The following is a 12,172-nucleotide window of genomic DNA, read 5'->3' as shown; positions in this document are numbered from 1 at the left end:
CGACAGCCTTGTAGCCAGTCTGTACAGGAAGGTCTACCCACTTAAGCCAGATAACGCCCGGAGCAACTTTCTCGACCGCGTCGGTCTCGGTGTTGTTCAGCGGGCCTTTGCCGTCGACAGGGTTACCCAGTGCGTCGACTACGCGACCCAGCAGTTCCTTACCAACCGGAACTTCCAGGATGCGGCCGGTGCACTTGGCACTCATGCCTTCAGCCAGCGATGTGTAAGCGCCCAGTACCACCGCACCTACGGAGTCTTGCTCCAGGTTCAGTGCCATACCGTAGACGCCGCCCGGGAACTCGATCATTTCGCCGTACATAGCGTCGGCCAGACCGTGAATCCGCACGATACCGTCAGACACGCTGACGACAGTGCCTTCGTTACGGGCTTGGGAGGCTACATCGAGTTTCTCGATGCGGCCCTTGATGATTTCACTTATTTCGGAAGGATTGAGTTGCTGCATTGCTCTGCTGCCCCTTCAAACTCAAGATTTCAATGCTTCGGCTAGTTGCGCGAGTTTGCCGCGAACTGAGCCATCGATAACCAGGTCGCCGGCGCGGATGATGACACCACCTATCAGGGCAGCATCCTCCGCAGCGTGCAGGCGCACTTCCCGGCCGAGCCGTGCACTGAGAACCTTGGCGAGTTTGTCTTGCTGTTCTTGGTTCAATGCAAAAGCACTGGTGACATCCACATCTACCGATTTTTCCTGCTCGGCCTTGTACAGCTCGAACAGTTCGGCAATCTCCGGCAGAAGCTGGAGACGGTCGTTTTCGGCAACGACGTGGATGAAATTCTGTGCCTGGGCATCGAACTTGTCGCCGCACACTTCAATGAAAGTGGCGGCCTTGTCTGCGCTCGTCAGTCGCGGGGCCTTGAGCATGCGCTGCATGGTGTCGTCTTGCGACACCGCAGCAGCCAGGCCGAGCATGGCTGACCAATTGGCCAGTTGCTGGTGCGCCTGTGCATGCTCGAAGGCTGCCTTAGCGTAAGGTCGGGCCAACGTGGTCAGTTCTGCCATGATCGCCCTCGCTTAAATTTCTGCAGCCAGTTTGTTAACCAGCTCCGCGTGCGCGTTTTGATCGATTGTGGCACCCAGGATCTTCTCGGCACCGTTGACTGCCAGGCTACCCAGTTGGGCGCGCAGCGCGTCTTTGACACCGTTCAGTTCCTGCTCGATCTCGGCCTGAGCCTGAGCCTTGATGCGGTCAGCATCGACACGAGCCTGTTCACGGGCTTCGTCGACAATCTGGTTACCGCGTTTCTTGGCCTGCTCAATGATTTCAGCTGCCTGAGCCTTAGCTTCGCGCAGTTGCTGACCCGCTTTATCTTGGGCCAGCTCCAGGTCGCGAGCTGCTCGGGTGGCAGCGTCCAGTCCATCCGCGATCTTCTTCTGACGTTCGTGCAAAGCCGCGATGACCGGAGGCCACACGAACTTCATGCAGAACAGCACAAAAATGAAGAACGCAACGGACTGGCCAATCAGGGTTGCATTAATGTTCACGCCAACACCTCGCTCGTTCGTTGTCCATCACACCAATCAACTCGAAAATTCGAGCGATTAGCCAGCGAGTTGACCAACGAAGGGGTTCGCAAAGGTGAAGAACAGAGCGATACCAACGCCGATCATGGTTACGGCGTCGAGCAGACCAGCCACGATGAACATTTTAACTTGCAGCATTGGAACCATTTCTGGCTGACGCGCTGCGCCTTCCAGGAACTTACCGCCCAGCAGGCCGAAACCGATTGCGGTACCCAGAGCGCCCAGGCCGATCAGCAGTGCAACAGCGATAGCAGTTAGACCAACTACAGTTTCCATCTTTCCTCCCGACTTTTACGTCGTATTGGTTAGGTTTTCTTAGATTAAAGCGGTAAAGCAAAATCGTTTTTTACATCAAGCCCTTGCGGGCGCCCCCTCACCGCAGCGAGGGGATCATCAGACTCGCGATGCGGGTCTTAATGGTTATCTTCGTGAGCCATCGACAGGTAGACGATGGTCAGCATCATGAAGATGAACGCTTGCAGGGTGATGATCAGGATGTGGAACACAGCCCACGCCCATTGGAGAACCACGCCCAGGCCACTGAGCCACAGCAGGCCGCTGCCGAACATGACCGCGATCAGGATGAACACCAGTTCGCCAGCGTACATGTTGCCGAACAGACGCAGAGCCAGAGAAACCGGTTTGGCGATCAGAGTCACGAATTCAAGCAGGAAATTCACAGGAATCAACAGCGCCTGGACAAGAACGTTCTTGCTGCCAAACGGGTGCAGGGTCAGTTCGCCGATGAAGCCGCCAATGCCCTTGACCTTGATGCTGTAGAAAATGATCAGTGCGAATACAGACAGGGCCATGCCGATCGTGGCGTTAGGGTCGGTAGTCGACACTGCGCGGAACGGAATGTGGTGATCGCCCGAGATCATGACGGCCAGCTGAGGAATCCAGTCAACCGGAACCAAGTCGACGGCGTTCATCAGGAAAACCCAGACGAAAATGGTCAGTGCCAGTGGGGCGATGACCGCGCTGCGACCGTGGAAGCTGTCTTTCACGCTGCCGTCGACGAATTCGATCAGGACTTCAACGAAGTTCTGCAGGGCGCCCGGCTGACCGGAGGTCGCCTTCTTGGCGGCCATGCGGAAAATCAGGACGAAGATCAGGCCCAGGGCAACAGACCAGCCCAGAGTGTCCAGGTGGAAAGCCCAGAAGCCCATTTCCTTCGCTTCGGCTGCCGAATGCGCGAAGCCCCAAGTGCCGTCAGGCAAATGACCGAAGGTCAAGTTCTGCAAGTGGTGCTGGATATAGCCCGAAGCTGTTTGCTCTGCCATGGTGCCCTCAAACGCCCTAAGGTCTCAAAAGTCTTGTTTTCATAAGCAGGGGTGCGAACCAGCTGACCAACTGGGTCAGCATGAACACGCCGAAAACCGCCAATGGAGCCAGCGGCTTTACGCCTGCAAAGGTCAGTGCAAAAAGCACTGCCGTAAAAATCAGTTTGCCTGCCTCGCCGGCGTAGAACGACCGAACGATGGCTTGTGCGGCCCTGGCACCGGAATACCGGAACGCCTTATGGGCAAAGTACAAATTGGGCAGCCAAGCTATCAGGCCTCCGCAAAGTCCTGAATATCCAGCTACGACCCCATGCCACTGCCAAAGCGTCACCGCCGCCAGCAGCAGCACAATCAATTGCGCCAGCAATACCGGGAAAACAGCCAGGCGATGGAATGGCAAGCGGTTTGGCGTGCGTGTCTCCATCACATGGGCTCCTCTAGTGCCAGCCGCCAAAATCAATAACTTGGCATAATTTGTGCCGACAAAATGCGCGCAGAGTATAGGGGCGGTTCAGCCCCTATTCAACTGCCGGGTAGTGATTTCCGATCACACGCTACTTATGATTTGTTTCAGCGGATGTGGGCGAGAACACCCTGCAACTCGTCCAGCGAGTTATAACGGATCACCAACTGGCCTTTACCCTTCTGACCGTGGCGAATCTGCACCGCAGAGCCCAGCCGTTCGGCCAGACGCTGTTCGAGGCGGGTGATATCCGGATCGGCTTTTACAGGTGCCGCTGGCTCCTGTTTGCCACTCAACCATTGGCGTACGAGTGCCTCGGTCTGGCGCACTGTCAGGCCACGTGCGACAACATGTCGCGCCCCTTCGACCTGCTGTTCTTCGGGCAATCCGAGCAACGCACGGGCATGGCCCATTTCCAGGTCGCCGTGGGACAGCATGGTCTTGATGACGTCCGGCAATGAAATCAGACGCAGCAGGTTGGCCACGCTCACGCGCGACTTACCCACAGCCTCGGCGACCTGCTGTTGAGTCAGCTGGAATTCCTGCTGTAGACGCTGCAGGGCAATCGCCTCTTCAATCGGATTGAGGTCTTCGCGCTGGATGTTCTCGATCAGCGCCATGGCAATGGCGGCTTCATCCGGCACATCACGCACCATCGCCGGGATGGTCTCGGTGCCTGCCTGCTGGCTGGCGCGCCAGCGGCGTTCACCGGCGATGATCTCGAAGCGGTTGTCAGCGATCGGGCGCACCACGATCGGCTGCATGACGCCTTGTGCCCTGATCGAATTGGCCAGCTCTTCCAGCGCCTGCGGGTCCATGTCCCGGCGCGGCTGGTACTTGCCGCGCTGAATCAGGTCCAGCGGGATGTATTGCAGTTCACGCTGGTCGGCCTGAACGGCCTGTTCTTCCAGCGCAGCGACGGTGGGACTGCTCAGCAGCGCGTCCAGCCCACGTCCAAGTCCTCGTTTCTTGACGGCCATGGGGGTTCCTTAAGTGGGCTGGGCAGCAGCGCGCGAGGCGCGACGCTGGCGGCGGACCATTTCACCCGCCAGCGCCAGGTAGGCAAGCGCCCCCCGCGATGACTTGTCATAGGCCAGCGCCGGCATGCCGAAGCTTGGGGCTTCAGCGAGACGAATGTTGCGCGGGATCACCGTGTCGTACAGCTGATCACCGAAGTGTTCCTTGAGCTGCGCCGACACATCGTTGATCAGGCTCAGGCGCGGGTCGTACATGGTCCGCAGCAGGCCTTCGATCTTCAGTTGTGGGTTGAGCAACTCGCCGATGCGCTTGATGTTATCCACAAGGTCGCTCAGACCTTCCAGCGCGTAGTACTCGCACTGCATGGGAATGATCACGCCATCTGCGGCAACCAGCGCATTGAGGGTCAGCATCGACAGCGACGGAGGGCAGTCGATGAGGATGTAGTCGTAGTTTTCCCGAATCGGTGCCAGGGCAGTACGCAGACGCGCCTCTTTCATCTGCATTTCCAGCAGGACGACTTCGGCGGCAGTCAGGTCGCGGTTGGCCGGCAGCAGTTGATAACCGCCGTGCTCGGAGAAGTGCATGGCCTGATTCAGGTCGCACTCGCCGATCAGCAGATCGTAGACGGAATGCTCCAGGCCATGTTTATCCACACCGCTACCCATGGTGGCGTTGCCCTGTGGATCGAGATCGATCAACAACACCCGACGCTTGGTTGCGACCAGCGACGCTGCGAGGTTGATGCAAGTGGTGGTTTTACCCACACCACCTTTTTGGTTCGCTATCGCGAATACCTTAGCCATTCTTGCGTGTGTTCCCTGTCATGCCGTGCGGCGCAGTATCAGCAGATGCCGTTGACCTTGGCAACCGGGTACGGCCAAGGCTTGCGCGCTTTCCAGATTGAAATCTGCGGGCAATGCTACCAGTTCATCGGCAGGATGCAGACCTTTCATTGCCAGCCAGCGTGTATTGGTATCGCCCATGTGGCGTGTCCAATGGGTGAAGTCTTCCAGGCTGCTGAATGCCCGGGAAATGATTCCGGTGAACGGCTGCGCAGGTTGATACGCTTCGGCACGGCTGTGGATAACTTCCAGGTTGTCGAGCTTGAGCTCGAGTTTGACCTGGGTCAGGAATCGGGTTTTCTTGCCATTGCTGTCCAGCAGCGTGACTTTCATGTCCGGAAACATGATCGCCAGCGGAATGCCAGGCATGCCGCCGCCGCTGCCGACGTCCAGTTGCCGTTCGCCGTCGATGAACGGCACGACGCTCAGGCTGTCGAGCAGGTGACGCGAGACCATTTCGTCCGGATCGCGCACGGCGGTCAGGTTGTAGGCCTTGTTCCATTTGATCAGCAATGCGAGGTAACCCAGCAACTGGCTGTGCTGGGTCTCACTCAACGCCACGCCCAATTCGCGGGCGCCAAGGGTCAATTCTTCTGCGTGCTGCGGGGTGACCATAGAACTCAAGCGCTTTGCTCCAACTGACGGCCCGCGCCGCGTTTTTTCAAGTGAATCATCAACAGGGAAATGGCGGCCGGAGTAACACCCGGAATCCGCGAAGCCTGGCCCAGGGTTTCAGGACGCGTAGCCCCAAGCTTGCCCTGGATTTCTTTCGACAGACCGGAAATGGTGGTGTAGTCGATGTCTTCCGGCAGCGTGGTGTTTTCGCTGGCACGAAGGCGGGCGATTTCATCCTGCTGACGGTCGATGTAGCCTGCGTACTTGGTCTTGATCTCGACCTGTTCGGCAACCTGTGGATCGATTTCGCCCTGGCCGGTCAGCGCGACAAGCCCGGCATAGTCGATTTCCGGACGGCTCAGCAAATTCAGCAGGTTGTATTCGTGGGTCAGCGGCGTGCCGAAATGCGCCGCGACCGCATCGCCCTGCTCGGTGCCCGGGCGAATCCAGGTGGATTTCAAACGCTGTTCTTCACGCTCGATGCCTTCGCGCTTGGCGCAGAACGCAGCCCAGCGAGCATCATCGACCAGGCCCAGCTCGCGACCTTTTTCGGTCAGGCGCAGGTCGGCGTTGTCTTCGCGCAGGATCAGGCGATATTCGGCGCGGGATGTGAACATCCGGTACGGCTCTTGGGTACCGAGGGTAATCAAGTCATCCACAAGCACACCGATGTAGGCCTCATCGCGACGCGGGCACCAGCTTTCCTTGCCCTGGGCACGCAGCGCAGCGTTGGCACCGGCGAGCAGACCTTGCGCACCGGCTTCTTCGTAACCGGTGGTGCCGTTGATCTGTCCGGCGAAGAACAGACCGGCGATGACTTTGGTTTCCAGGCTGTACTTCAGGTCGCGCGGATCGAAGTAGTCGTACTCGATGGCGTAGCCAGGACGCACGATGTGGGCATTTTCCATACCGTGAATCGAACGCACGATCTGCAGCTGCACGTCGAACGGCAGTGAGGTGGAGATCCCGTTCGGATACAGCTCGTGGGTCGTCAGGCCTTCCGGCTCGATGAAGACCTGGTGGCTGGCCTTGTCGGCAAAGCGATGAATCTTGTCTTCGATCGACGGGCAATAACGCGGGCCGATGCCTTCGATTTCGCCGGCGGCGGAGTACATCGGCGAACGGTCGAGGTTCGCCGCGATGATTTCGTGGGTGCGCGCATTGGTGTGGGTAATCCAGCAGCTGACCTGACGCGGGTGCTGCTCCTTGGAACCCATGAACGACATGACCGGGATCGGGGTATCGCCTGGTTGCTCGGTCATCACCGAGAAATCCACGGAGCGGCCGTCGATTCGCGGCGGAGTCCCGGTTTTCAGGCGACCGACACGCAGCGGCAGTTCGCGAAGGCGGCGAGCCAGTGCGATGGAAGGCGGATCGCCTGCACGACCACCCGAGTAATTCTGCAAACCGATGTGGATAAGTCCACCCAGAAAGGTGCCCGTGGTGAGTACCACTGAGTCTGCCATGAAACGCAGGCCCATCTGGGTCACTACGCCGCGCACCTGATCCTGCTCGACGATCAGGTCATCGCAGGCCTGCTGGAATATCCACAGGTTCGGCTGGTTCTCGATGATCTCGCGAATCGCGGCCTTATACAGAATGCGGTCTGCCTGGGCGCGTGTCGCTCGTACTGCCGGGCCTTTGCGGCCATTGAGTACGCGAAATTGAATACCGCCCAGGTCAGTTGCGGTCGCCATGGCGCCGCCGAGCGCATCGATCTCTTTGACCAGATGGCTTTTGCCGATGCCGCCGATGGCCGGGTTGCAACTCATCTGGCCGAGGGTTTCCACGTTATGCGTCAGCAGCAGGGTTTTTGCACCCATGCGAGCAGACGCCAGTGCTGCCTCGGTACCGGCATGACCGCCGCCGATGACGATCACTTCAAAACGGGAAGGGAAATCCACCACGCACCTCGTGCCTGTTTTTTGGGGGGAATAGGAAATTGGCGGCAAGTATAGGGACTTCGCCCCCCTTAAAGGAACCTTTTGCGCAAAATTTAACCAGCTGTGGATGAATGGCGGTTAAAGAAATTAAAAAGAAAGAAATTTATAAAATCTTTGTTTTTATTTTTATGTATATAGAGGCACCTATCTGTGGATAGATTAACACAGCCCACGTTTTACGCTGTGTACAGAGTTTTGAAACCTTGTGGTCATCTGTACATGAGGCCCTTGGATAAGCGCTTTAAGCCTGTGGATTAAGTGCTCGGTTGTCCACAGGGGGGATTATCCTCAGTCACGAAGCCCACTTATCAACCGAGCTGAATCGCGGTTATGCACAGGGCTTATTTTGAGGTTTGGTAGCGAATTGAGGGGCAACGCGCAGGCGAAAGCATCCCGCGATGAAGTCGCAGGTGACGTGAAAGAGGTAGGCAGGAGGCAATCAGGCAGGTTCGGGAGGTGAACCTGCCTGTGGAAAACGCAGAAGGCGGCTTATTTGCCGATGCAGAAGCTGGAGAAGATCCGGCCCAACAGGTCATCGGAGCTGAATGCCCCGGTGATTTCACCCAGAAACTGCTGCGCCCGGCGCAGATCTTCAGCCAGCAGTTCACCGGCGCCCGCTAGCGTCAGTTGTGAGCGGCCGTGCTCGAGGGATGCGCTGGCTCGCTGCAGCGCTTCCAGATGGCGCCGGCGAGCGCTGAAGCTGCTTTCGGCGGTCTGTTGATAACCCATGCAGGCCTTGAGGTGCTCACGCAGCAGTTCCAGGCCTTCGCCACCAGCCTTGGCGCTCAGGTTGATGGTGACGTGGCCATCGGCGCTGATTTGCAGCCCCACTTGATCGCCGCTCAGGTCGGCCTTGTTGCGTATCAGCGTGACGTGCGCAGGATCGGGCCGCTGATCCAGGAACTCCGGCCAGAGCGCGAATGGATCGGCCGCCTCCGGTGCCGTCGCATCGACCACCAGCAGCACGCGGTCGGCCTCGTTGATCGCCTTGAGCGCACGTTCCACGCCGATCTTTTCCACATGGTCATCGGTGTCACGCAGCCCTGCGGTGTCCACAACGTGCAACGGCATGCCATCGATGTGGATATGTTCGCGCAGCACGTCCCGGGTGGTGCCGGCAATCTCGGTGACGATTGCGGCCTCACGGCCGGCCAGGGCGTTGAGCAAACTCGATTTGCCCGCATTCGGACGACCGGCAATCACGACCGTCATGCCGTCGCGCAGCAATGCACCTTGATTCGCCTCGCGAACGACTGTGGATAATTGCTCGCGAACCGCATCCAGCATGCTCAGCACGTGGCCATCGGCGAGAAAATCGATTTCTTCCTCGGGAAAGTCGATGGCCGCTTCGACGTAGATCCGCAGGCTGATCAGCTTTTCCGTCAGACTGTGGACACGTTGCGAGAACGCGCCCTGCAGAGAGCGCAGCGCATTACGTGCCGCTTGCGCGGAACTGGCTTCGATGAGGTCGGCAATGGCTTCGGCCTGGGCCAGGTCGAGCTTGTCGTTGAGAAACGCCCGCTCACTGAATTCCCCAGGGCGCGCAAGGCGGCTACCCAGTTGTACACAGCGTTGCAGGAGCATGTCGAGCACGACGGGGCCGCCATGGCCCTGCAGTTCCAGAACGTCTTCACCTGTGAACGAATTCGGTCCCGGGAAATACAGCGCGATGCCTTCGTCGATCACCAGGCCATCGTGATCGTGGAACGGGCCATAGTGGGCATAACGCGGCTGCAGCTGCTTGCCGACGATGGCCTGGGCGCAGGCGCTGGCCAACGGGCCCGAGATACGCACAATACCGACGCCTCCCCGACCCTGGGCAGTGGCGATGGCTGCAATGGTTTCACGAGGGACATTCATGGTCCGGCTCCCGACAAACTGACAGATAGCAAAACGCCCCACTAGGGGGCGTTCTGTATGACTTACTCACAGGGTAGATCAGGCTGCGGCTTTCTTGGCCTTGGCCTCGATGCTGCGCGTGATGTACCACTGCTGGGTGATGGACAGGGTGTTGTTCACAACCCAGTACAGCACCAGACCCGCCGGGAACCACAGGAAGAAGAAGGTGAAGATGATTGGCATCAGCTTCATCACCTTGGCCTGCATCGGATCCGGAGGTGTAGGGTTCAGACGCTGCTGGATGAACATGGTTGCGCCCATGATGATCGGCAGGATGAAGAACGGATCCTTGATCGACAGGTCGGTTATCCACAGCAGCCATGGCGCCTGGCGCATCTCGACGCTTTCCAGGAGTACCCAGTACAACGACAGGAACACCGGCATCTGCACAAGAATCGGCAAGCATCCACCCAGCGGGTTGATCTTCTCTTTCTTGTACAGCTCCATCATCGCCTGGGAAAGCTTCTGACGGTCGTCGCCATGTTGCTCTTTTAGTGCTGCAAGGCGCGGAGCCACGGCACGCATGCGCGCCATCGATTTGTAGCTGGCAGCCGACAGAGGGAAGAAGAGACCCTTGATCAGCATGGTCAGGAAGATGATCGACCAGCCCCAGTTGCCGACGATGCTGTGGATATGTTGCAGCAGCCAGAAGATCGGCTGGGCAATGAACCACAGGATGCCGTAGTCGACAGTCAGTTCCAGACCTGGGGACAACTCTTTCAGGACAGCCTGGCTCTTGGGACCAGCGTACAGCGTGGTCGTGGTTTCAGCCTTGGCACCCGGCGCGATCGTCACCGCAGGACCGGTGAAACCGATGATGTAGTTGCCGGCGCTGTCTTTACGAGTGGTAACGGTGTTGCTGTCAGCCTTGTTCGGAATCCATGCGGTCACGAAGTAGTGCTGCAGCCAGGCCACCCAGCCACCTTGAACGGTGTCTTTGATCGAGCCTTTGTCGATGTCTTTCATCGAAACCTTTTTGTAAGGCTCCGAAGGTGTCCACATCGCGGCACCCAGATAGGTGGCGGTACCGGTGGCGGTGGTCGAAGACGGGTCGGCACTGGCGTCGCGCTTGAGCTGGGCGAACAGGTTACCGTTCCACGGCTGCGCGCTCTGGTTGTCGATCAGGTAGCTGACAGTCAGGTCGTACAGGCCGCGCTTGAACGTGAAACGCTTGATGTAGTTGACGCCGGCATCGCTGAATTTCAGGTCAACGACCAGGTCGTTCTGACCTTCTGCCAGTTGATAACTTTTCTGGGTGGCAGCGTAGACAGGGCGGCCAGCGGCACGTGCGTCCGGACCGTTGATGCCTGTCAGGCCGCTTTGTGCCAGGAAAGTACGCTCGCCGCCGTTATCGAACAACTGGAACGGAATTTCAGGATGGTCCTGACGACGTGGATAAAGTGGCAGGCGAAGCTGCACCACATCACCACCTACCGGGTCGATTTCCAGGCTCAATACGTCTGTTTTCACCTGAATCAGGTCTTTGCTGGCAACCACCGGTGTTTCGGCAGGTGCTGCAACTTCACCTGTCGCGCTTGGTACGTCTGCGTTTGCAGCGCCAGTACCTTGCGGGGTGTCAGGAAGAGCGGATGTATTGGTGTTGGCAGCAACATTCTGAGTCGGCAAGGCAGCCTGACCATAGTCCTGGTTCCATTTCAGGACACCGGCGTAGGTCACGATTGCCAGGGCGACGATCAGGATTGTGCGTTTGATATCCATGATTACTCGGCCATCGAAGAGGAACGGGAGGTGGGTGCTGGTGGAACCGGGTCGAAACCACCGGGATTCCACGGGTGACAGCGACCTAAACGACGCAAGGTCAGCCAGCCGCCGCGTACCAGGCCATGATTTTCAATGGCTTCGTACGCATAGCAGGAGCAACTGGGGTAGAAACGACAGTGATTAGCCATCAGAGGACTAATGGCATAGCGGTAAAACTGGATCGGAACGAGCGCCAGTTTACGCATCAGGACTGTCTACCCCCGCAGTTTCGGATTTGACTTCCGGAGTGGGCCGGCTACGCGCCAGACGTTTCCAAAGCTTGCCGAAATGCTGAATCAATTCGGGGTTTTCAATATCACCCAAGCCTTTACGCGCGACGACGACGATATCCCAACCAATCAGATCATCCTGATTGTTGCGAAACGATTCGCGCATCAAGCGTTTCAGACGATTGCGCTCGACGGAGAGCTTGACGCTCTTCTTCCCGATCACGAGCCCCAGTCGGGCGTGATCAAGATCGTTGTTGCGCACAAGGAGCAGGAGATTCTTCCCCGGAACCTTGCCGGTTGGGGAGTCAAAGACTGCCTTGAAGTGTCGGGGTGTCAGCAGACGTTTTTCCCGACTGAAGTCTCGACTCACCACCTGTGCCGATTAATCAAACTGCCAGACGCTTACGGCCTTTGGCGCGACGACGCGACAGGACTGCACGGCCGTTTTTGGTAGCCATACGTGCACGGAAACCGTGGGTGCGGGCGCGCTTGATGGTGCTCGGTTGGAAAGTACGTTTCATGGTGTGTTACCTGGTTCGTCCACAACGGGCCGGAATGACCCCGTTTTAAGAGAGCGGGGATTCTAGAGAAAGCAAGCCCGCAGGTCAATTT

At 58.2% G+C, this 12,172-nt stretch carries 14 protein-coding genes and 1 pseudogene; all 15 read right to left on the bottom strand.

Annotated features, from left to right (window positions below; translation table 11 throughout):
- Positions 1-463: pseudogene (locus ACIPO9_RS25280) on the bottom strand (F0F1 ATP synthase subunit alpha); the annotation flags it as partial.
- A 21-nt stretch (positions 464-484) separates the two neighbouring features.
- A complete protein-coding gene (locus tag ACIPO9_RS25275) occupies positions 485-1,021 on the bottom strand; it encodes a F0F1 ATP synthase subunit delta (protein WP_274132098.1) in 537 nt (178 codons plus the stop codon).
- 12 nt (positions 1,022-1,033) lie between these two features.
- The gene (locus tag ACIPO9_RS25270) at positions 1,034-1,504 is read right to left on the bottom strand and encodes a F0F1 ATP synthase subunit B (RefSeq protein ID WP_166593942.1); all 471 of its coding nucleotides are present in this window, start codon (positions 1,502-1,504) and stop codon (positions 1,034-1,036) included.
- 57 nt (positions 1,505-1,561) lie between these two features.
- Complete coding sequence (gene atpE, locus ACIPO9_RS25265; RefSeq protein WP_002555987.1) at positions 1,562-1,819, bottom strand: F0F1 ATP synthase subunit C; 258 nt, start codon at positions 1,817-1,819, stop codon at positions 1,562-1,564.
- A 137-nt stretch (positions 1,820-1,956) separates the two neighbouring features.
- Positions 1,957-2,826 (bottom strand): F0F1 ATP synthase subunit A, encoded by an 870-nt coding sequence (gene atpB, locus ACIPO9_RS25260; protein WP_081564624.1) that lies wholly within the window; start codon positions 2,824-2,826, stop codon positions 1,957-1,959.
- A gap of 16 nt (positions 2,827-2,842) precedes the next feature.
- Positions 2,843-3,250 (bottom strand): F0F1 ATP synthase subunit I, encoded by a 408-nt coding sequence (locus ACIPO9_RS25255; RefSeq protein ID WP_274132096.1) that lies wholly within the window; start codon positions 3,248-3,250, stop codon positions 2,843-2,845.
- A 146-nt stretch (positions 3,251-3,396) separates the two neighbouring features.
- Positions 3,397-4,269 (bottom strand): ParB/RepB/Spo0J family partition protein, encoded by an 873-nt coding sequence (locus ACIPO9_RS25250; protein WP_274132095.1) that lies wholly within the window; start codon positions 4,267-4,269, stop codon positions 3,397-3,399.
- A gap of 9 nt (positions 4,270-4,278) precedes the next feature.
- On the bottom strand, positions 4,279-5,073 hold the full coding sequence (locus tag ACIPO9_RS25245) for a ParA family protein (RefSeq protein WP_274132093.1): 795 nt from the start codon (positions 5,071-5,073) through the stop codon (positions 4,279-4,281).
- Between the two features lie 18 nt (positions 5,074-5,091).
- On the bottom strand, positions 5,092-5,727 hold the full coding sequence (rsmG, locus tag ACIPO9_RS25240; RefSeq protein ID WP_274132169.1) for a 16S rRNA (guanine(527)-N(7))-methyltransferase RsmG: 636 nt from the start codon (positions 5,725-5,727) through the stop codon (positions 5,092-5,094).
- A 5-nt stretch (positions 5,728-5,732) separates the two neighbouring features.
- Positions 5,733-7,631, bottom strand: a complete 1,899-nt coding sequence (mnmG, locus tag ACIPO9_RS25235; RefSeq protein WP_400784119.1) for a tRNA uridine-5-carboxymethylaminomethyl(34) synthesis enzyme MnmG — start codon at positions 7,629-7,631, stop codon at positions 5,733-5,735.
- A 528-nt stretch (positions 7,632-8,159) separates the two neighbouring features.
- Complete coding sequence (gene mnmE, locus ACIPO9_RS25230) at positions 8,160-9,530, bottom strand: tRNA uridine-5-carboxymethylaminomethyl(34) synthesis GTPase MnmE (RefSeq protein ID WP_400784118.1); 1,371 nt, start codon at positions 9,528-9,530, stop codon at positions 8,160-8,162.
- Between the two features lie 78 nt (positions 9,531-9,608).
- The gene (gene yidC / locus ACIPO9_RS25225; protein ID WP_274132089.1) at positions 9,609-11,288 is read right to left on the bottom strand and encodes a membrane protein insertase YidC; all 1,680 of its coding nucleotides are present in this window, start codon (positions 11,286-11,288) and stop codon (positions 9,609-9,611) included.
- Between the two features lie 2 nt (positions 11,289-11,290).
- Positions 11,291-11,536: a membrane protein insertion efficiency factor YidD gene (gene yidD, locus ACIPO9_RS25220; protein ID WP_081564616.1), complete on the bottom strand. Its 246-nt coding sequence runs from the start codon at positions 11,534-11,536 to the stop codon at positions 11,291-11,293.
- Positions 11,529-11,930, bottom strand: a complete 402-nt coding sequence (gene rnpA, locus ACIPO9_RS25215) for a ribonuclease P protein component (protein WP_274132088.1) — start codon at positions 11,928-11,930, stop codon at positions 11,529-11,531. Before rnpA ends, yidD begins: the two co-directional genes overlap by 8 nt.
- A 16-nt stretch (positions 11,931-11,946) precedes the next feature.
- Positions 11,947-12,081 (bottom strand): 50S ribosomal protein L34, encoded by a 135-nt coding sequence (gene rpmH / locus ACIPO9_RS25210; protein WP_002551315.1) that lies wholly within the window; start codon positions 12,079-12,081, stop codon positions 11,947-11,949.
- Positions 12,082-12,172 lie beyond the last annotated feature (91 nt).

Source organism: Pseudomonas sp. NPDC090203, assembly GCF_044746765.1.
GTDB classification, from domain to species: domain Bacteria; phylum Pseudomonadota; class Gammaproteobacteria; order Pseudomonadales; family Pseudomonadaceae; genus Aquipseudomonas; species Aquipseudomonas putida_AD.
This window is presented reverse-complemented; position numbering and strand designations above follow the sequence as displayed.